Genomic DNA, 19059 nt, shown 5'->3' on the forward strand with positions numbered 1-19059 from the left:
CCGTGGGCGCCCCAGCCGGGAAGGAGGCGCACTGATGCTGCACGCCACCACCTCCGACGCGGCCAAGCGGCACCACCTGCGCGAGGCACTCGCCACCGGGGAGCTGCTGCGGTTCCCGGGTGCGCTGAACCCGCTGTCCGCACGGCTGATCGCCGAGCACGGCTTCGAGGGGGTGTACGTCTCCGGGGCGGTGCTCTCGGCCGACCTGGGCCTGCCGGACATCGGGTTGACCACGCTGCCCGAGGTCGCCACCCGGGCCGGGCAGATCGCCCGGATGAGCGACCTGCCCACGATCGTCGATGCCGACACCGGGTTCGGGGAGCCGATGAACGTGGCCCGCACTGTGCAGATGCTCGAGGACGCCGGGCTGGCCGGCTGCCACATCGAGGACCAGGTGAACCCGAAGCGCTGCGGGCACCTGGAGGGCAAGCAGGTGGTGGACGCTGCCACCGCAGTGCGCCGCATCCGGGCCGCCGTGGCCGCCCGCCGGGACGAGAACTTCCTCGTCATGGCCCGCACCGACGTGCGCGCCATGGAGGGGCTGGACGCGATGATCGACCGGGCCAAGGCGTATGTGGCCGCCGGAGCGGACGCGATCTTCCCAGAAGCCCTGCGGGACGTGCGCGAGTTCGAGCAGGTGACCTCCGCCGTCGACGTGCCGGTGCTGGCGAACATGACCGAGTTCGGCAAGTCCGAGCTGCTCACCACCGCCCAGCTCGCGGGCGCCGGTGTGCAGATCGTGATCTACCCGGTGACTCTGTTCCGGCTCGCCATGGGTGCCGCCGAGGCCGGGCTCGCCGAGATCGCCGCCGAAGGCACCCAACGCGCCCTGGTGCCGCAGATGCAGACCCGCAAGCGGCTGTATGAGCTGGTGGACTACGCCGGCTACGCCGCATTCGACACTGACATCTTCACCTCCACCGACCCCGACCACGCCGACTGGTCCTGACCACAGGCCGCCGGCCCACCCCGATGCGAAGGAGCAGACCGATGAGCCAGACACCCGAGATCCACAAGGGCTTGAACGGGGTGGTGGTGGACGCCACCGCCATCTCCAAGGTCAACCCGGAGACCAACTCGCTGCTCTACCGCGGCTACCCGGTGCAGGACCTGGCCGCCCGCTGCAGCTTCGAGGAGGTGGCGCACCTGCTGCTGCGCGGGGAGCTGCCCAGTGCAGACGAGCTCGGCGGATTCCAGCAGCAGGAACGTTCCCTGCGCGCCCTGGACGAACGCACCAAGACGCTGATCGACAGCCTGCCGACCAGTGCCCACCCGATGGACGTGGTGCGCACCGCGGTCAGCCAGCTCGGCACCTTCGACCACACCCTGCTCGAGGCCGACGGGCTCACCGATCCGCAGCTGAACGACGGCAGGGCGATGTACCTGTTCGCCCAGCTGCCGGCGATCGTGGCCTACGACCAGCGCCGCCGCCACGGGCAGGAGCTGGTGGAGCCGCGGGCGGACCTCGGCTACTCGGCGAACTTCCTGCACATGACCTTCGGCGAGGAGCCCAGCGAGGTGGTCGAGCGCGCCTTCGACGTCTCGATGATCCTGTACGCCGAGCACTCCTTCAACGCCTCCACGTTCACCGCCCGGGTGATCACCTCCACGCTGGCGGACATGTACTCGGCGGTCACCGGAGCGATCGGGGCGCTGAAGGGGCCCCTGCACGGCGGGGCGAACGAGGCGGTGATGGCCACGTTCGCCGAGATCGGCTCGGCGGACGGGGTGCAGGCGTGGTTGGCGGACGCGCTGGCGAACAAGAAGAAGATCATGGGCTTCGGGCACCGGGTGTACAAGAACGGCGACTCCCGGGTGCCGACGATGAAGGGTGTGCTCGACGACCTGGTTGCGCACTTCGACCGGCCCGACCTCGGCGAGCTGTACACCGCGCTGGAGACGGAGATGGGCGAGCGGAAGAACATCAAACCCAACCTGGACTATCCGGCCGGCCCCGCCTACCACCTGATGGGCTTCGACACTCAGACGTTCACTCCGCTGTTCGTGGCCTCCCGGGTGACCGGCTGGTGCGCGCACATCATGGAACAGCTCGCCTCGAATGCGCTGATCCGCCCGCTGAGCGAGTACACCGGCCCGGAGCAGCGGGAGGTCCCGGGCCACTAGACCCGGCACGTCCCCTCTCGCGAACGCCCTGGTTTGCGGCTCGGCGGCCGATTTTGCCGCAGAGCAGGGCGTTCGCGGTTGGTGGGGCGGGGGCCCCGGGCGTGTATGCTCGTGCCATGCACACCGTTCGTTGGTATTGGCGCTTTGCGTCGGCTCCGGCCGCCGCGAGCACCTGCTGACGCGCGCGACCGGAGCCGACCAGGCGTGGACCCCACGGGTCCGCGCCTTCGCCATTTCCAGGCGGGCGCTCCGAGAACCAGCGGTGGGTCCGCCGTCACGAGACGAAGGACCACAGATGACCGCTTCCGCCCCTGCTGCAGCACCCACCCACGACCTGCGGGTGCTGCGGATGGATCCGCTGCCCACCCCCGGTGAGGTGATCGCCGACCTGCCGCTGCCCGGCCGGTCCGCCGACCTGGTCGCCGGAGCCCGGCAGCAGGCCGCCGACGTGCTCGCCGGTCGTGACGACCGGCTGCTGGTGGTGGTCGGCCCGTGCAGCGTGCACGACCCGGAGGCGGCGATCGAGTACGCCCAGCGGCTCGCCGCGGCGGCCGACCGGCTGGCCGAGGACCTGCTGGTGGTGATGCGGGTGTACTTCGAGAAGCCGCGCACCACCACCGGCTGGAAGGGGCTGATCAACGACCCCGGTCTGGACGGCAGCTACGACATCCCCCGCGGGCTGCGGCTGGGCCGGCAGGTGCTGCTGGACGTGCTCGAGGCCGGGGTGCCGGCAGGGTGTGAGTTCCTGGAGACCACCTCTCCGCAGTACATCGCCGACACCGTCTCCTACGGGGCGATCGGGGCGCGCACCGTGGAGTCGCAGGTGCACCGCCAGCTCGCCTCGGGCCTGTCCATGCCGATCGGGTTCAAGAACTCCTCCGACGGCGATGTGCAGGTGGCGATCGACGGTTGCCGGGCTGCCTCGGCCGCCCAGGCGTTCCTCGGGGTCGACGCCGAGGGTCGGGCCGCGCTGGTGGAGACCGCCGGCAACCCGGACACGCACGTGATCCTTCGCGGCGGGCGCGGTGGCCCCAACTACGGGGCCGAGCACGTGCACGCTGCTGCGGAGGGGCTCACCGCGGCCGGTCGGGCACCCCGGCTGGTGGTGGACGCCAGCCACGGCAACTCCGGCAAGGACCACCTGCGTCAGGCGATCGTGGCCGACGAGGTCGCCGACCAGGTCGCTGCCGGTTCCCGGGCCGTGGCCGGAGTGATGCTGGAGAGCTTCTTGGTGGCCGGCCGCCAGGAGCCGGCACCGACCGGGCTGGTCTACGGCCAGTCCGTCACCGACGCCTGCATGTCCTGGGAGGTGACCGAGCAGGTGCTGGAGAACCTCGCCCGGGCGAGCCACCGCCGTCGGACCGGAGAGCAGTGAGGCGCACGCCGGCTGCACCGCCCCGCTCAGCCTGGCCGGGTGCGGACGGCGCGGTGAACCACGTGGAGCCCTCGCCGCCGGGGAGCAGTTCTGCGATGCTGAGGTCCTGCGGCGCGAGCGGCGCCGCCAGGAGCGGCACCTGTGGTGCCCCGAGGAGGAAGCGATGAACCAGTCCACACCGGGCGGTCCCGGCAGCAGCGGCCCCGGCAGCGGCGGTGCGCAGAGCGGCACCTCTGGCGGCCAGGGATCGACGTGGTACGAGGAGTTCAAGGTCTCCGGCGACAACCTGGTGGCCAAGGTGCGCGAGCTGATCCGTGAGGGCAACGTGCGCCGGGTGTTCATCAAGAACGAGTCCGGCCAGACCCTGCTGGAGATCCCGCTCACCGCTGGGGTGGCGGTCACCGTGCTCACCGCGGCGGTCGCACCGGTGCTGGTGGCCGTGGGGGCCGTGGCAGCACTGCTCACCCAGGTCACCGTGGGCGTGGAGCGGCGCACGGGCGGGGAGGGCCAGGCACCCGGCACGGAGAGTGCGGGTGGGGCTGGTGGGCACGGCGAGCCACCGGCACCTCCGGAGATCTCCGCCGGACCGGGACCCGCCGGCCACTGAGCGGCGTCTGCGACGATGGGCTGATGCCTGTCCCGGAGTTCATCACCGCCCTGCGCCGCCACGTCGGCACCGACCTGCTCTGGCTCTCCGGCGTCAGCGCCGTGGTGCTCGACGCCGACGGACGCCTCCTGCTCGGCCGCCGCACCGACACCGGCCGGTGGGCGGTGATCAGCGGCATCCTGGAACCGGGGGAGCAGCCGGCGCCCGCGCTGCTGCGCGAAGTGCTCGAGGAGACCGGTGTGCACGCCGAGGTAGAGGCGCTGGTCAGCGTGTTCTCCGGCGAGGAGATGCGTTACCCGAACGGCGACCGCGCCCAGTACCTGGACCTGACGTTCCGGTGCCGGTACACCGGCGGCCAGGCTGCCGTGGGCGACGACGAGTCCCTCGAGGTGGGCTGGTTCGCACCCGAGGCGCTGCCCGAACCGCTCACCGACTCCTCCCGACAGCGGATCGCCGACGCCCTGGCTCATGACCCCGCCGCGGGACCCCGCTTCGCCCGCTGAACCACCCGCACTCCTGCCGCAGCGTCAATCAAAGTAGGGCACTGGTGCCCGGTCCTTCGTGACCATACGCACGTGCGGGCAGCACTGTGGCTGGCACCAGCCGCAGCTCCGGACGCACCGGGCGCCCCTCGACGGCGTCCACGAGCAGGGCGACCCCGTTGCGGCCCTGCTGCTGCGGACTGACCGTCGCCCGGGTGATCGGCGGCAGGTCCGCCGGCCAGCTGTCCGTCTCGGTGAAGCAGCCGAGCGCCAGGTCCATCGGCGTCAGCCCGGCCCGCTGGGCCTCCTCCGCCAGGATCGGGGCGTGGTAGTCCTCCAGGCCGATGACGGCGTCCGGTCGCCCCGCCGCGGTGAGCATCGCCCGCACCAGGGCGCGGGTCTCGTCCAGGTCCTTGCTGCCCCGGACGGTGATCGGCGCCTTGCCGTGCTGCTCGCACCAGCGCTCGTACCCGGCTCGGCAGGCGGCGGTGTAGCTGTCCTCACCGTCGGAGGTGAGCAGCACCGGGGACCGGTCCCGCGCGGCGACCAGGTGGTCGCACAGCGCCGACACGGCTGCTGCGTGGTCGAAGTCGATCCATGGCTGCTGGGCGGAGGGTGCGTTCGCCCGGTCGGCGACCACGGGCACACCTCGGCGCCGGGCCGCTGCCACGATCGGGTCGGCGGTGAGCGGGTCGAGCACGAGGAGTCCGTCCAGTGGGAAGGACAGCACGGCCTCGGAGCCGAGCTCGGCCGGCAGCACGGTCATCGCGTACCCGCGGTCCAGGGCGGCGCTGACAGCGGCGTCGATGGCAGCGGCGAAGTACGGCAACCGGGTGAAGGTCCAAGCGGTCTGCCCGTACTTGGTGACCAGCAGACCCAGCAGCCGGGTCCGCCCGGCGCGCAGGCTGCGCGCCAACGAGCTCGGCCGGTAGCCGAGCTCCTGGGCCACCTGGTGCACTCGCTCCCGGGTGCGCTGACTGATCCGGCCCTTGCCGTTCAGCGCGTCCGAGACGGTGGTGACCGAGACCCCGGCGGCTGCCGCGACCTCGCGGATCCCGGGGGCGGACGTGCTCATGGGGGAATCGTGGCACAGAGGAAGGTGCGCGGGCGGCGAGGAGGGGCCGCGCCGCCCGCGCACTGCCCCCTCAGCGCAGGGTGTCCAGCTTTGCCCGGAAGTCGTCCTTCACCTGGGGTGGGGCCCAGGAGATGTCGATCGCGTTGCGCTGCAGGGTGATCAGGTCCTGCTCGGTGAGCTGCGCCTCCTCGGCCAGCACCTGCAGGTTCTCCTGCACGTACCCACCGAAGTAGGCCGGGTCATCGGAGTTGACGGTGATCTTCACCCCGCGGCGGAGCAGCTCGGTGATCTCGGTCGCCTTCGTGCCGTCGCTGACCCACCGGTTGGAGATCGGGCAGGAGGTGAGCCCGATGCCGCGCTCGATCAGTTCGGCGACCAGCGTCTCGTCCTCGAGCACGTTCGTGCCGTGGTCGATGCGCTCCACACCGATCTCGTGCAGCACCTGGCGGATGTGCTCGATCGAGTTCTCCTGGTCCACGTCGCAGTGCATCGTGAGCCGGTACCCCTCGGCGCGGGCGCGGGCGAACACGGCGGCGAACTTGCTCGGCGGGTTGCCCCGCTCGTCGGAGTCGAGGCCGACACCGGTGATCCACTCCCGGTAGGGCAGAGACTCCAGCAGCGTGGCCATCGCGAACTCCGCCTGGAAGTCGCGCAGGAAGCACATGATCAGTGCGCTGCGGATGCCGAGGCGGTTCTGCGCGTCCTGCTGGGCACGGCGCAGCCCTCGGATCACCACGTCGAACGGTACGCCGCGGGCGGTGTGCGCCTGCGGGTCGAAGAAGAGCTCCACATAGGTCAGGTTCTGCGCGGCCACCCGCTCGAAGTAAGTGCGGGCCAGGTCGAAGAAGTCCGGCTCGGTACGCAGCACCTCCATACCGGCGTAGTAGCTGGCCAGGAACGAGCTGAGGTCGTCGAACTGGTAGGAGGCACGTACCTCCTCGGTGCTCGCGTACTCCAGCTGGATGCCGTTGCGTGCGGCGAGCTGGAACCGCAGCTCCGGCTCCAGGGTGCCCTCGATGTGCAGGTGCAGCTCGCACTTGGGCAGTGCGGTGAGGAACTCGGCGGTCACGGTCATGGTCGTCGTCTCCTTCGTCTCGGGTCAGGCCTGGGCCGGCTCGACGATGGGGCTGACCGGCTCCAGCACGCGGCAGTCGATCAGGCCGAGGTCGGTGATCGCGTAGTCCGGGATGGCAGTGATGGACAGGAACATCAGGTACCAGAAGGCCGAGGGCAGGCGGCTGCCCAGCTCGCGGGCCCGGTCGTCCAGCGCCCGCTCCCGCTCGGCCATCTCCTCTGGCTGCAGGTCAGCGACGATCCCGCCCACGGGCAGCGGCAGCAGGTCCAGCACCTGCCCGTCGGCCACCACGACCTGGCCGCCGCCGGCGCGTCCCAGCTCGTTGATCGCCAGTGCCATGTCCTCCCGGTTGGTGCCCACGCAGACCACGTTGTTGTCGTCCGGGGAGGCGGAGGTGGCGATCGCACCGCGACGCAGCCCGAAACCGTGCACGAACGCGACCGGCAGGTTGCTGGTCTTGCCGTACCGCTCGGCGACGGTCACATACAGCACGTCCTGCTCGGTGTCAGCGCAGACCGCGCCGTCCTGCACCGGGAGGGTCGCGTCCTTGCGGGTGCGTACGAACGCGACGTCCTCGCTCAGCGACATCGCGAGCACCTGGACGCTCGGGCCCTCGGCGGGCACGCGCAGGTCGTCGGCGGCCACCGGTGGGCGCTTCATCGACTCCAGCAGCGCTGCCGAGCGAGGCGGTGCCACCGCCCGCTGCACCGGCTGGCCGTCCTGGGCCACCAGCCGACCACCGGCGATCACCCGCTGGGCGCGGAAGTCCGCCAGGTCGTCCACCAGCAGCACATCGGCGAACCGGCCCGGCGCCAGGGAGCCGACGTGCTCATCGATCCGGTACATGGTCGCACAGTTGATCGTGGCCATCTGGATCGCGGTCATCGGCGGCAGCCCGATCTCGATCGCCTGGCGCACCAGGGCGTCCAGGTGGCCGTGGCCGAGGATCTCGCTGGCGGACACGTCGTCGGTGCAGAACGCCACCCGGCCCGGCTGGGCGCCGAGCTCGGTGATGACCCGGATGTTCTCCGCCAGGAACGGGGCGGCGGTGGACTGCCGGATGATCACGTTGATGCCGTTGCGCAGCTTCTCCAGCATCTCCTCGGCCGAGTAGGACTCGTGGTCCAGGGCGATGCCCGCAGCGGCCTGACCGGCGATCCGGCGGGCATCGGCCAGCGGTGCGCAGCCGAACGGGCGGAGCCGGTTCTTGCGGCCCATGTCGATCGCGGTGAGCACCTCGGGGTCGCCGTGCTCGATGAACTCCTGCACGGTCTCCCAGAGGCCGTAGCACTCCTCCCAGGTCTGGGCGATCTCGTGCTCCTGCGGACCGAACCGGTGCCCCACGTTCGACTCCGGCACGGTGTAGGGCGCTTTGGCCGGGGCGCCCCAGAACACCCGGAACCCGGAGTCGCGGGCCTCGTCGAGGAACTCGCGCACACCGTCCAGACCGGCGACCACGAGCACCTGGTCCAGGCCGGAGAGCGCACTGGTGGTGCCGTACCGGGAGACCAGGGAGCCGAACATGGTCACCGACAGCTTGCTGCACTCGATGTGCAGGTGCCCGTCGATGAGGCCGGGCACCAGGTACTGGCCGGAGGCGTCGATGATCTCGGTGTCCGGTCCGCGCCGGTCGGCCACGTCCCCGGTCGCGGCGATGCGGCCACCGGTGATCGCCACGTCCGCGGCGTAGATCTCCCCGCTGAGGACGTTGACGAGCTGGCCGCCGGTGATCAGCACGTCAGCTGGCGCGCGCCCGAACGCGGTGTCCAGGAGTGCGGTGTCGGTCATGTCAGTGTGCTCCTTCGGTCTGCAGGGCAGAGGGGTCGATGCTCGGCTGCTCGCGCTCGCGGCGGGCGAGCATCCCGTAGGTGAGGGCAGCGACGGCGATGCTGGCCGGGATGCTCAGGTCGGCACCGCCGGTGAGGGTGGCCAGCGGGCCCACGTAGGTGGTGGTGTTCACCCACAGCGCGGCCACCACCATGCCGAGCGCCTGGGCGACCAGGCCGGAGGTGCGGTAGCCGCCGCGGCCCCAGTACCGGCCGCCGGTCTCGCTCGCCAACGACGGCAGGTCGTAGCGGCCGCGGCGCATCAGCCAGTCGGTCACGTAGATCGCTACCCAGGGCGCCAGCCAGATCACCAGCAGGCTCAGGAACGCGTTCAGCAGGTCGTAGAAGGACTGGCCGACCACGGCGATGTAGGTGATGATCGCGCAGATCGCCGTGTCGATGACCACCATGGTCACTCGGGAGACCCGGATCCCGGCGGTCTGCAGGTTCAGCCCGGAGGAGTACAGGTTGGTGCTGTTCTGCACCAGCAGGGAGACCATCGCCAGCACCAGGTAGGGCACCACGAACCAGGCAGGCAGCACCGCCGGCAGCCCGGAGATCGGGTCGGCCACGTCCAGCGTGATCGACGCGGTGGCCGCACCGAGCACCTGCAGCAGCACGTAGGGGACGAAACCGCCGACCGCGGCGTAGGTCCCCACGGCCCGCTTGGAGGTACGCACCGGTAGGTACCGGGAGAAGTTCGACCCTGCCGGGGCCCAGGACAACCCACCGGAGGCCATGATCAGCGCGATGCCGATGATCATCGTGGAGGCCGAGGCGCCCGAGCCGGTCGTGGCGCTGAGGTCCACCTTCGGCAGCACCAGGATCGCCATCACCAGGAACGCCAGCGCGAAGAGTGCGGAGAAGTACTTCTGCGCCTTCATCATCACCGAGTGGCCGAACAGGGGGAGCAGCAGCTGGACCGCGGCGAGCACCACGATGGTGATGATCTGGACCGGTGCGGTGGAGGCCACCCCGGCACCGTCGAGCAGCGTGAGTGCGGCGAACACCACCAGGATCAGCCCGCCGGCCTCGAAGCCGACCAGCGTCAGCCAGGCGAAGACGCCCAGGATCCTGCCGCCGCGCGGACCGTAGGAGGAGCGGGAGATGGTCAGTGTCGTGGTGCCGGTGACCGGTCCCTGCACGCTGGCCAGACCCAGGAGCGGGTAGGCGAGCAGGTTCCCGAGCACGATGACGACCACGGACTGCACGAAGCTGAGCCCCAGGGCCACCACGAACGCGCCGTAGACCACGGTGAAGACCGTCGTCGTGGTGCCCGCCCACAGGAACATCAGGTCTCGAGGCTTGCCGTAGCGGGCGGACTCGGGGACGAGGTCGATGCCGCGCCGCTCGATGTGTCCTTGGGTATCGGTCATCCGGGCTCCCTTGCCGTGACTGGTTGCGGCGAGGCTAGGTGAAGAAACGTTTCGGCACAAGCGTAGACGACTGCCGGCCGGGCCGTGCTCCGCGCCCTCGCCGCAGCGTCAATCAGCGTCGATCAAGGTCGGGCACCGATGCCCGATCCTTCGCGACCTGACGGATGGCCGCTACGATGCCGGGCGGGTCACCAGGGAGTGGTCGACCTCTGCACACTTCGAGGAAGGTGAGCCGTGGCGCTCTGGACGCTGTACCGAGACGGCAGGACGATCGTTCCCGGTGAGGTGGTGGCGCCGGGGCAGCGGCTCTCCTGGCCGCGGACCATCGGGATCGGGGCCCAGCACGTGGTGGCGATGTTCGGTGCGACGTTCCTGGTGCCGCTGCTCACCGGTTTCCCACCGGCCACCACGCTGTTCTTCTCCGCGATCGGCACCGCCGGGTTCCTGCTCATCACCCGCGGCCGGGTACCCAGCTACCTGGGCTCCAGCTTCGCCTTCCTCGCCCCGATCGGGGTGGGCTCGGCGGCCGGGCAGCTGCCGATGCCGGTGGCGCTCGGCGGCATCCTGGTCACCGGTGTGCTGCTGGCGGTCGTCGGCCTGGTGGTGCACCTGGCCGGGGCGAGATGGATCGACATCGCCATGCCGCCGGCGGTCACCGGTACCATCGTCGCGCTGATCGGCCTGAACCTGGCCCCGACCGCCTGGGACAACGTGCAGGCCGCACCGGTGACGGCGCTGATCACCCTCGCTGCGATCGTCCTGATCACCGTGCTGTTCCGCGGCCTGATCGGCCGGCTGGCGATCCTGCTGGGCGTGCTGGTCGGCTACCTGGTGGCCGTGCTGCGCCACGAGGTGGACTTCACCCGGGTGAACGAGGCCGCCTGGGTGGGCCTGCCAGAGTTCACCACGCCGACCTTCGACGTGACCGTCCTCGGCCTGTTCCTGCCGGTGGTGATGGTGCTGATCGCCGAGAACGTGGGGCACGTGAAGTCGGTGGCTGCGATGACCGGTGAGAACCTGGACGACGTCACCGGCCGTGCGCTGATCGCCGACGGACTAGCCACCACGTTGGCGGGCTTCGGCGGCGGGTCCGGCACCACCACGTATGCGGAGAACATCGGAGTGATGGCCGCGACCCGGGTGTACTCCACCGCCGCCTACGCGGTGGCTGCGGCGTGCGCGTTCCTGCTCAGCCTGTCCCCGAAGTTCGGTGCGCTGATCGCCACCGTGCCGGCCGGGGTGCTCGGCGGTGCGGCTACCGTGCTGTACGGCATGATCGGCATCCTCGGTGCCCGGATCTGGGTGCAGAGCAAGGTGGACTTCTCCGACCCGGTCAACCTCACCACGGCAGCGATCGCCCTGGTGGTCGGGATCGCCAACTTCACCTGGGTGGCCGGTGACCTGCGTTTCGAGGGCATCGCGCTCGGCACCGCCGCGGCGTTCGGTGTCTACCACGTGATGCGGGCACTGGCCCGGTGGCGCGGCACCAGCATCGAGGCCGCCTCCCCGGCGTCCGTCCCCGACCCCCAGTAGCCACTCCTCTCCTCGCGAACGCTCGGTTTTACCGATTCACCGGCCGCCAGCGCCGCGAACCAGAGCGTTCGCGAACAGGGCGTGGGGGGGGGGGGGGGGGGGAGGGGTCAGTCCAGGCCGGCGTCGCGCACCAGCAGTGCCACCTGGGTGCGGTTGTTCAGGTCGAGCTTGGTCAGGATGCGGGAGATGTGCGCCTTGACCGTGGCCATGCTCATCAGCAGCGACGCCGCGATCTCCGCGTTCGACCGGCCCTGACCGACCGCCACCGCCACGTCGTGCTCCCGCGGCGACAGCCCCGCCAGCGCCGCCCGCGCATGGTCGGCGGACCCGGAGGAGACGATCGCGGCGTCCATCAGCCGGCGCAGCACCGCGGGGGAGAGGATCGGCTCCCCGGCCGCGGCCCGGTGCACCGCCGTCACGATCTGCTCCGGCGGTGCGTCCTTGACCAGGAACCCGCTCGCCCCGGCGCGCAGCGCACGCAGCACGTTGTCGTCGGAGTCGAACGTGGTCAGCACCACCACCTCCGGCGGGTTCGGCCGCGCCCGCAGCCGGGCAGTGGCCCGGATACCGTCCACCCCAGGCATCCGCAGGTCCATCAGCAGCACGTGCGGGTGGTGGGCGTCCACTGCGGCCGGAACCTCGGCGCCGTCCCCGACCTGGGCGACCACCTCGACCCCGGGCTCTCCACCGAGCAGCATCGCCAGCCCGGCCCGCACCAACGGGTCGTCGTCCACCAGCAGCAGCCGCACAGGTGTGCTCACGGTGTCCACGGTAGCCGCGCCTCCAGCTGGAAGCCGTCCGGGCCTGCCGCGTGCTCCAGGTGACCACCGACCAGGCGGGCGCGCTCGGCGAGCCCGACGAGACCGGTACCGCTGCTGGGCAGGTGAGCTCCGCCGTCGGCGGCACAAGGGTTCTTCGCGGTCACGGTGAGCCAGCCGGCCTCGGTACCCCCGGCCAGGGTGAGGGTCACGGGGGCTCCGGGGGCGTGCTTGCGGGCGTTCGTCAACGCCTCCTGCACGATCCGGTACGCGGCTCGTCCGATGCTCGACGGCGGAGCCTGCGTGGTCTGGTCCGTCACCGTGATGCTCATCCCGGCCCGGGTGCACTCGGCGACCAGGGTGGGTATGTCGGCGAGCGTGGGCTGCGGGCGGGTGCCGGTGCCGTGGTCGGCGTCGGCGGGGTCGTCGCGGAGCACGGCGATCACCTGCCGCAGCTCCTCCAGGGCTTCGTGCGCGCCGGTGCGGATCACGTCCGCCGCCTGGGTGCGCTGTGCCACAGGCGCGTCCGGCCGGTAGGCCATCGCACCGGCGTAGGTGGCCAGCAGGGACAGCCGGTGGGCGAGCACGTCGTGCATCTCCCGGGCGATCTGAGTCCGTTCGGCGATGCGGGCCTCGGCGACCCGCTGCTCCTGGTCGGCCTCGGCGCGACGGGCCCGCTCAGCCAGCGAGCCGATGAGCCGCTCCCGCGCGCGTGCCTGGGCGCCCCAGCCCAGCAGCGCTGCATACACGGCGAAGGCCACCACCACCCACCAGGAGAAGCTCAGACCCGGGAACGGCCGCCACAACCAGCGCAGCAGGTGCGCGCCGACCCCGGCAGCCGCCAGGACTGCAGCGGGAGTGAACCGCTCCCGCCAGGCCACCTGGATGGTGGCGATCGTCGACCCGGGGGTACCGGTGGGGGAGACGGCTGCCAGCACCGCCTGCAGTCCGGCGCCGAGCACCCGGTGCCGGCTGACCAGCGGCATCAGGCCCGCCGAGGCCGCCAGGGTGGCCACATCGACCACCAACCACGAGGTGGAGGTGTGCGGCCACTCGCCGACGAGGGTGAGCACACCGAGCAGCAGCGTGGCACCGGTGAGGATGAGCGCCCCGGCGCCGGGCTGGTGACGGGGACGACGCGCAGGTGGCAGGCGGGGTTCGGACATGACGGACCGAGAGTACGGCGGGTGCGCGCCGGCCACCACCGACCAAAGTCGGTACCGGCCCGGTCGACAGGCGCGCAGCCATCACCGGGCGGCCGATGCCGCCCACCCGCACCGCCGGGCACGGTGAGTCCTCGTCAGCACCGGACGGGCCGCCGTCGACGGTGCCCGAAGAGAGAGGAGAACATCGATGACTGCAGCGACGAACCCGTCGGTGGGTGCTGCCCGGAGGGCAGAGCGCGGCAGGCGCCGGCTGGCTGTGCTCGCCCTGGCTGTGCTGGCCGGGTTGGCGACCTGGGCGGTGGCGGTATTGCTGCTCGGTGTGCCGCTGGCGGCACGCACCGGTCCGACGGTGACCGCGATCGGCCCCGTCTCGGTGACCGTGGTGGCGGCCGTGGTCGGCGGTGCCGGATGGCTCGCTCGCGCCATGCTGGAGCGGGTCACAGTGCATGCGCGCCGGGTCTGGACGGTGCTGGCCAGCATGGTGCTGGTGCTCTCGCTGCTGGGGCCCCTCACCGGCGTGGGCGGTGCGGCGATCGGCAGCCTGGCGGCGTTGCACCTGGTGGTGGGCCTGACGATCCTCCTCGGGCTGCGCGGCCGTGGCTAGGTCCAGACCCCCGATGAGTCATGGCTCCTGGCCGCAGACAAGTGAGGTGTGTGGCCCGCCCTCGTTCCTCAGGCGGTCCACACACCTCATGGTCGGGGTGACAGGATTTGAACCTGCGACCTCTTCGTCCCGAACGAAGCGCGCTACCAAGCTGCGCCACACCCCGATGCAGCCTGGTCAGGATAGCGCCTTCACCGGCCCGGAGTGAAACTGGCGCTGTGGGCGCGGTCACACGACGATCTGGTGTGGAAGGTCGCTGGTGTTATAGCACCAGCAACCTTCCACACCAGAGGCTGCCGAGCAGGTCACCGCGGCGGGGTCAGCGTCAGCAGGGTCACGCTCGGGCGGCAGGCGAGCCGGACCGGGGTGTAAGGGTTGGTGCCCATCCCGTTGCTCACGTGCAGCCATAGGTTTCCCGGCCCGGGCGCATCGCCGGGCCACGGGTGCAGGCCGCTGGCCCGGCCGGTGTCCAGGTCGCAGTTGGTCACCAGCGCCCCGTAGCCGGGCAGGCACAGCTGCCCGCCGTGGGTGTGCCCGGCGAGCACCAGCTCACAACCCAGGCTCTGCATACCGCGCAGCACCCGCAGGTATGGTGCATGGGTGACACCGATGCGCACACCGGACCCAGCAGACGACACAGCACCCGAGGAGCCGGGAGCGCTCTGCTCGGCAGGTGACCCTGCGCCGTCGGCGACCTGGTGCTGAGCCGGCCAGGTCTCCGGCAGCTCGTCCCGGTCCAGGTGCGGATCCTCCACACCGACCAGGTCCAGCCGGGTGCCGCGCACCTCGAGGCTCGCAGTCTGGTTGGACAGGTCCCGCCAGCCGCAGGCGGCGAACGCGTAGCCGAGCTCGCGTCCGGGCAGGTCCTCCGGGCGCTCGTCGGGATCGTGGCGTCGAGCATCGGGGAGCAGGTAGCGGGCCGGGTTCCGCAGCAGCGGCGCGAAGTAGTCGTTCGAGCCCATCACGAACGCGCCGGGCACCTCCAGCAGCGGTTCCAGGGCTGCCAGCACGGCAGGCAGTGCCTCTCGGTGGGCCATGTTGTCGCCAGTGTTGACCACCAGGTCGGGGGCCAAGGCCGCCAGGTCACGTAGCCAGCCGATCTTGCGGCTCTGGCGGGGCAGCAGGTGCAGGTCGGACAGGTGCAGCAGGCGGATCGAGGCCGCGCCGGCCGGTAGTACGGGCGCCTCCACCCGGCGCACGGTGAAGGCTTGCGCCTCGGCCAGCGACCAGGCCAGGCCGGCCGCCCCTGCAGCACCCAGCAGGCGGGTGGCGCGGCGTAGCGGCCGCGTCGTGGTCTCGCTCACTCAGTCAGCCTGCGGCTAGTCATCATCGTCGTTGTTGCCGCCGCCGCGGTCGTTGTTGCCGCCGCCGCGGTCGTTGCGGTTGCCACGGTTGTCGTTGTCGTTGTCGTCGTTGTTGTCATCACCCTCGTCGTCATCGTCGTTGTTCGGCTCGGGACCGGAACTGAGGGTCATCGTGACAGTGCTGCCGGGCCGCACCTCGGATCCGGCCGACGGGGAGGTGGAGACTACGTCGCCTTCAGACACGCTGTCGCTGTGCGAGCTGCCGCCGGTCTGGGCGTTGAACCCGCGGCTCTCCAGCGCCTGCTCAGCATCGTCCTGCGACATCCCGTTCACGCTCGGGACGGAGACCCGTTCGCCGTAGATCTCCCGGTCCCGCGGCTCGTCGAAGTCCTGGACCTCCATGCCGTCGGTGGCGTGGCTCATGTAGTCCTGCCAGATCGGGGCAGCGATCCGGCCACCGTAGACCAGGCGGTAGTACTGCCCGTTGATCGTGGTGTTCATCATCGGCTTGGTGCCCTCGGAGTGGCCGACCCACACCGCGGTGGCCATCTGCGGCACGTACCCGACGAACCACGCCGCGGTGTCGTCGTTGGCGGTACCGGTCTTGCCCGCCACCGGCCGGTCGTCCAGCACCGCCTGCTCGCCGGTGGCGCCCGGGGAGGCCACGTGGTTCAGCGCATAGTTCATCGCGTTCGCGACCCGCTCGTCCAACGCCCGTTCACAGTTCGCGTCCGGGACCTCGAGCTCCTCACCATCAGCGGTGGTGATGGAGTCGATCGCGATCGGCGAGCAGTGGATGCCGCCGGAGGCGTAGGTGGCGAACGCTTCGGCCATGGTCAGCGGGGCGACCTCGTTGGCACCGAGCGTCATCGACGGCACGATCTGCATCGAGTAGTCACCGTAGGGCTGGTTGCCGTTGGCGTCGGTGTAGGGCTCGCCCGGGTTCACAGTGGCGTGGTGGTAGCCCATCGACTCCACGGTGTCGGCGATGTCGCACAGGTTCATCTGGTTCGCCATGTTCACGAACGCGGTGTTCACCGACTGCTCGGTGGCCCGCAGCACCGACATCCGCCCGCTGATCACGCTCTCCAGGTTGTTCGGCTCGTACGGCGGGCCGCCGATCCGCACACAGCTGTCCCAGGAGGAGGACGGGAAGCTCTGCCCGGTGGAACCGTTGACGCTGTCGTTCAACGAGTGCCCGTCGATCAGCCACTGGGTCAGCACGAACGCCTTGAACGTCGACCCGGTCTGGAACCCTCTCGACCCACCGTGCGCCTGGTCGCCGTTGAAGTTGACCATGGTCGCCCGTGGTTCGTCGTCCGTAGGTGAGCCGTAGCGGGTGTTCTGGGCCATCGCCAGGATCTTGCCCGTACCTGGCTCCACGGTGGACAGCGCGTTGGAGATCCCGGAGGAGTCGTCCACCGGGATGGCTCGCCGCAGGGCGTCCCAGGCGTCCTTCTGCTTCTCCGGGTCGAGCGTCGTGTGGATCTGCAGGCCACCGGTCTGCAGCAGCTGGACGCGGTCGGCTCGGGTCTCGCCGTAGATCGGGTTGGACAGGATCTCGGAGCGCACGTAGTCACAGAAGTACGCGGCGCTGCCGGCCATCGAGCAGCCCTCGGAGGCCGGGTTGACGTTGAGCATCTCGTCGATCGAGGTGTCGATCGCCTCGTCGTACTCCTCCTGGGTAATCATGTCCTGGTTGAGCATCAGCCCGAGCACGGTGTTCCGACGGTTCTCCGCATCCTCCGGATGGCGCACCGGATCCCACTTGCCCGGGGAGTTGGTGATGCCGGCGAGCATCGCCGACTCCGCGACCGACAGGCTCGCGGCCCGGTGGTGGAAGTAGTAGCGGGAGGCAGCCTCCACCCCATACTGGGACGGGCCGAACTGGGCCACATTCAGGTAGCCCTCCAGGATCTCGTCCTTGCTGCGGTGCTGCTCCAGTGCGATCGCCAGCTTGGCCTCGCGAAGCTTGCGCCCGAGCGTGTCTGCGGTGGCCTCGCGGATGGCCTCCGGGTCGTCGGCGCGGCGGCCTGCCTCGATGAGCACGTTCTTCACGTACTGCTGGGTGAGGGTGGAACCGCCCTGCTGGCTGGTGCCGATGAGGTTCAGCACCGCCGCGCGCATGATGCCCTCGGGGTCGACGCCACCGTGCTCGTAGAACCGCTTGTCCTCCACGGCGATCACTGCGTTGCGCATGTTCTCGGAGATCTCGTCCAGTGGCACCACGATGCGGTTCCAGGCCCAGATCCGAGCGAGCACGGAGTCGTCGGACGCGTAGATGACGGTCTGCTGGGACATGTCCTCGCTGCCCAGCTCGGTAGGCAGATCCTCGAAGAGCTGGTCACCGGCGTCAGTGGCCGCACCGAGAGTGGCTACAGCAGGCATCACGAACCCTGCAGAGAGCACACCGCCGATGCCTGCGACCAGCAGGAACGCGAGGAACATCGACACCAGCTGTGCGGCGTTGACCGTACGGGAGGTCGATCGGGACGGTGAGGGCATGGCTACCAGGGTACGGCGCAAAACCGGGTGAGACACCCACGACCTGACAAACTCGCCAAAGAGGTGTATAACGCAAAGACCATCACGGGGGCAGTTGCACGAAACGGCATCTCATCCCCTAGTATCGGTCAAGAAGTTGCCAAGGAGGGGCCTTGGCACAGAAGCCGCTCAGTGTAGAGAGGTGGGGAATGAACGCCAAGTTCGATGAGGAGTGGACCCTTCGGGCCGCGTGCGCCAAACGATCACCGGACGAGCTGTTCGTCCAGGGAGCAGCGCAACGGCAGGCTCGGGAGGTCTGTTTCGAGTGTCCGGTGAGGCTGGAGTGCCTCGTGGACGCCCTGGACAACCGCATCCAGTACGGTGTCTGGGGCGGGATGACGGAGCGGGAACGTCGGGCGCTGCTGCGCCGTGCGCCGTCGGTGGAGTCCTGGCGGACCACGCTGGACGATGTGGATCGCGACGAGATCACCGAGGAGATCGGCCGACGGTGGCCGGCGCCTCGACCACGGCGACGCACGAGCAGCCCAGCTGTGCTCCACACCTCTGCGCCGTCGGAACCAGCGGCTGCTCAGACGGGTGGCACTGCCCCGGCAGCCGTTGTGCGAGGTGCGTAGTATCAGTGCCATGACACGCTGGGAGTACGCAACGGTTCCGCTCATCGTCCACGCCACCAAGCAGATCCTCGACCAGTGGGGTGACGACGGGTGGGAGCTTGTGCAGGTCGTGCCGGGGCCCGACGGGCAGGGGCTGGTGGCCTACCTCAAGCGAGAGAAGCAGTGAGCGTCGCCCAGCGACTGGCCGAGCTGGGCCTGACGCTGCCTGATGTGGTGCCGCCGGTAGCGGCCTACGTGCCGGCAGTGCGTCAGGGTGACCTGGTCTACACCGCCGGGCAGCTGCCCATCATCGACGGGCAGCTGCCCGCGGTGGGCAAGGTCGGTGACGGACCCGGACTGGTGGACCCGGGCACCGCGCACGACCTGGCGCGGCAGGCGGCACTGAACGGTCTGGCCGCTGCGGTCTCGCTGGTCGGTGACGTGGAGAAGGTGCGCCGGGTGGTCAAGGTGGTCGGCTTCGTGGCCTCCGACCCGGCCTTCACCACCCAGCCGCAGGTGATCAACGGCGCCTCGCAGGTGCTGCAAGAGATCTTCGGCGACGCCGGCGTGCACGCGCGCTCCGCAGTGGGTGTGGCGGTGCTGCCGATGGACGCCCCGGTCGAGGTGGAGCTGATCCTCGAGGTCGCCTGACCGGG

General features: G+C 70.3%; 18 protein-coding genes and 1 tRNA gene. 10 read left to right on the forward strand and 9 right to left on the reverse strand.

Translation table 11 applies throughout. The features are described from left to right. Positions 1–34 precede the first annotated feature (34 nt). The 5 genes from prpB (at position 35) to K338_RS0111640 (ending at position 4609) form a co-directional block, all read left to right on the forward strand. Complete coding sequence (gene prpB, locus K338_RS0111620; RefSeq protein ID WP_022918347.1) at positions 35–949, forward strand: methylisocitrate lyase; 915 nt, start codon at positions 35–37, stop codon at positions 947–949. 41 nt (positions 950–990) lie between these two features. Beyond that, a complete protein-coding gene (locus K338_RS0111625) occupies positions 991–2124 on the forward strand; it encodes a bifunctional 2-methylcitrate synthase/citrate synthase (protein WP_022918348.1) in 1134 nt (377 codons plus the stop codon). Between the two features lie 295 nt (positions 2125–2419). Then, positions 2420–3499, forward strand: coding sequence for a 3-deoxy-7-phosphoheptulonate synthase (locus tag K338_RS0111630; RefSeq protein WP_022918349.1), 1080 nt, complete (start codon positions 2420–2422; stop codon positions 3497–3499). A gap of 163 nt (positions 3500–3662) precedes the next feature. Beyond that, complete coding sequence (locus K338_RS25155) at positions 3663–4106, forward strand: DUF4342 domain-containing protein (protein ID WP_022918350.1); 444 nt, start codon at positions 3663–3665, stop codon at positions 4104–4106. Positions 4107–4129: 23 nt separating this feature from the next. Further along, positions 4130–4609, forward strand: a complete 480-nt coding sequence (locus K338_RS0111640; RefSeq protein ID WP_022918351.1) for an NUDIX hydrolase — start codon at positions 4130–4132, stop codon at positions 4607–4609. Positions 4610–4637: 28 nt separating this feature from the next. On the opposite strand, the gene K338_RS22215 is transcribed toward K338_RS0111640, so the two are convergent. The 4 genes from K338_RS22215 to K338_RS22220 all read right to left on the reverse strand — a co-directional run bounded on the left by K338_RS22215 (position 4638) and on the right by K338_RS22220 (position 9940). Then, positions 4638–5663, reverse strand: coding sequence for a LacI family DNA-binding transcriptional regulator (locus tag K338_RS22215; RefSeq protein WP_022918352.1), 1026 nt, complete (start codon positions 5661–5663; stop codon positions 4638–4640). 70 nt (positions 5664–5733) lie between these two features. After that, a complete protein-coding gene (gene add / locus K338_RS0111650) occupies positions 5734–6738 on the reverse strand; it encodes an adenosine deaminase (RefSeq protein ID WP_022918353.1) in 1005 nt (334 codons plus the stop codon). 24 nt (positions 6739–6762) lie between these two features. Beyond that, positions 6763–8526, reverse strand: a complete 1764-nt coding sequence (locus tag K338_RS0111655) for an adenine deaminase C-terminal domain-containing protein (protein ID WP_022918354.1) — start codon at positions 8524–8526, stop codon at positions 6763–6765. Between the two features lies 1 nt (position 8527). Beyond that, positions 8528–9940: a purine-cytosine permease family protein gene (locus K338_RS22220; RefSeq protein WP_022918355.1), complete on the reverse strand. Its 1413-nt coding sequence runs from the start codon at positions 9938–9940 to the stop codon at positions 8528–8530. Positions 9941–10174: 234 nt separating this feature from the next. On the opposite strand from K338_RS22220, the gene K338_RS0111665 reads away from it, so the two are divergent. After that, on the forward strand, positions 10175–11473 hold the full coding sequence (locus tag K338_RS0111665; RefSeq protein WP_022918356.1) for a uracil-xanthine permease family protein: 1299 nt from the start codon (positions 10175–10177) through the stop codon (positions 11471–11473). Positions 11474–11580: 107 nt separating this feature from the next. Here the strand turns inward: K338_RS0111665 and K338_RS0111670 are convergent, their stop codons facing one another. Then, the gene (locus tag K338_RS0111670) at positions 11581–12234 is read right to left on the reverse strand and encodes a response regulator (protein WP_027286752.1); all 654 of its coding nucleotides are present in this window, start codon (positions 12232–12234) and stop codon (positions 11581–11583) included. Beyond that, positions 12231–13397, reverse strand: coding sequence for a sensor histidine kinase (locus tag K338_RS22225; RefSeq protein WP_022918358.1), 1167 nt, complete (start codon positions 13395–13397; stop codon positions 12231–12233). Before K338_RS22225 ends, K338_RS0111670 begins: the two co-directional genes overlap by 4 nt. A 187-nt stretch (positions 13398–13584) precedes the next feature. Here K338_RS22225 and K338_RS0111680 point away from each other — a divergent pair, with 187 nt between their 5' ends. Then, the gene (locus K338_RS0111680; RefSeq protein ID WP_022918359.1) at positions 13585–14001 is read left to right on the forward strand and encodes a DUF6069 family protein; all 417 of its coding nucleotides are present in this window, start codon (positions 13585–13587) and stop codon (positions 13999–14001) included. A gap of 89 nt (positions 14002–14090) precedes the next feature. Here the strand turns inward: K338_RS0111680 and K338_RS0111685 are convergent. The 3 genes from K338_RS0111685 to K338_RS22230 form a co-directional block, all read right to left on the reverse strand. Then, positions 14091–14167: transfer RNA gene (locus K338_RS0111685), tRNA-Pro, on the reverse strand. Positions 14168–14306: 139 nt separating this feature from the next. After that, positions 14307–15305 (reverse strand): metallophosphoesterase, encoded by a 999-nt coding sequence (locus tag K338_RS0111690; RefSeq protein ID WP_027286754.1) that lies wholly within the window; start codon positions 15303–15305, stop codon positions 14307–14309. Between the two features lie 15 nt (positions 15306–15320). Next, entirely contained in the window at positions 15321–17810 is a 2490-nt protein-coding gene (locus K338_RS22230) for a transglycosylase domain-containing protein (protein WP_022918360.1), read from the reverse strand. 188 nt (positions 17811–17998) lie between these two features. Between K338_RS22230 and K338_RS26615 the strand changes: the two genes are divergently transcribed. The 3 genes from K338_RS26615 to K338_RS0111710 are packed head-to-tail and all read left to right on the forward strand — an operon-like array spanning position 17999 to position 19054. Next, the gene (locus K338_RS26615; RefSeq protein WP_022918361.1) at positions 17999–18424 is read left to right on the forward strand and encodes a WhiB family transcriptional regulator; all 426 of its coding nucleotides are present in this window, start codon (positions 17999–18001) and stop codon (positions 18422–18424) included. A gap of 10 nt (positions 18425–18434) precedes the next feature. Then, positions 18435–18590, forward strand: coding sequence for a Sp36 family protein (sp36, locus tag K338_RS25570; RefSeq protein ID WP_022918362.1), 156 nt, complete (start codon positions 18435–18437; stop codon positions 18588–18590). After that, positions 18587–19054 carry a RidA family protein gene (locus K338_RS0111710; RefSeq protein WP_022918363.1) on the forward strand — a complete coding sequence of 156 codons (468 nt, stop codon included), beginning with the start codon at positions 18587–18589 and terminating at the stop codon, positions 19052–19054. Before sp36 ends, K338_RS0111710 begins: the two co-directional genes overlap by 4 nt. Positions 19055–19059 lie beyond the last annotated feature (5 nt).

Origin of the sequence: Ruania albidiflava DSM 18029, assembly GCF_000421225.1 — a bacterium.
Classification (GTDB): domain Bacteria; phylum Actinomycetota; class Actinomycetes; order Actinomycetales; family Beutenbergiaceae; genus Ruania; species Ruania albidiflava.

What these genes read in the sequence shown, in the direction of transcription:
- sp36 (WP_022918362.1), top strand. Translation starts at nt 18,435, where the DNA reads ATGACACGCTGGGAGTACGCAACGGTTCCGCTCATCGTCCACGCCACC.
- K338_RS22225 (WP_022918358.1), bottom strand. Translation starts at nt 13,397, where the DNA reads ATGTCCGAACCCCGCCTGCCACCTGCGCGTCGTCCCCGTCACCAGCCC.
- K338_RS22215 (WP_022918352.1), bottom strand. Translation starts at nt 5,663, where the DNA reads ATGAGCACGTCCGCCCCCGGGATCCGCGAGGTCGCGGCAGCCGCCGGG.
- K338_RS0111625 (WP_022918348.1), top strand. Translation starts at nt 991, where the DNA reads ATGAGCCAGACACCCGAGATCCACAAGGGCTTGAACGGGGTGGTGGTG.
- K338_RS22230 (WP_022918360.1), bottom strand. Translation starts at nt 17,810, where the DNA reads ATGCCCTCACCGTCCCGATCGACCTCCCGTACGGTCAACGCCGCACAG.
- K338_RS0111640 (WP_022918351.1), top strand. Translation starts at nt 4,130, where the DNA reads ATGCCTGTCCCGGAGTTCATCACCGCCCTGCGCCGCCACGTCGGCACC.
- add (WP_022918353.1), bottom strand. Translation starts at nt 6,738, where the DNA reads ATGACCGTGACCGCCGAGTTCCTCACCGCACTGCCCAAGTGCGAGCTG.
- K338_RS22220 (WP_022918355.1), bottom strand. Translation starts at nt 9,940, where the DNA reads ATGACCGATACCCAAGGACACATCGAGCGGCGCGGCATCGACCTCGTC.
- prpB (WP_022918347.1), top strand. Translation starts at nt 35, where the DNA reads ATGCTGCACGCCACCACCTCCGACGCGGCCAAGCGGCACCACCTGCGC.
- K338_RS0111630 (WP_022918349.1), top strand. Translation starts at nt 2,420, where the DNA reads ATGACCGCTTCCGCCCCTGCTGCAGCACCCACCCACGACCTGCGGGTG.
- K338_RS0111655 (WP_022918354.1), bottom strand. Translation starts at nt 8,526, where the DNA reads ATGACCGACACCGCACTCCTGGACACCGCGTTCGGGCGCGCGCCAGCT.
- K338_RS25155 (WP_022918350.1), top strand. Translation starts at nt 3,663, where the DNA reads ATGAACCAGTCCACACCGGGCGGTCCCGGCAGCAGCGGCCCCGGCAGC.
- K338_RS26615 (WP_022918361.1), top strand. Translation starts at nt 17,999, where the DNA reads ATGAACGCCAAGTTCGATGAGGAGTGGACCCTTCGGGCCGCGTGCGCC.
- K338_RS0111680 (WP_022918359.1), top strand. Translation starts at nt 13,585, where the DNA reads ATGACTGCAGCGACGAACCCGTCGGTGGGTGCTGCCCGGAGGGCAGAG.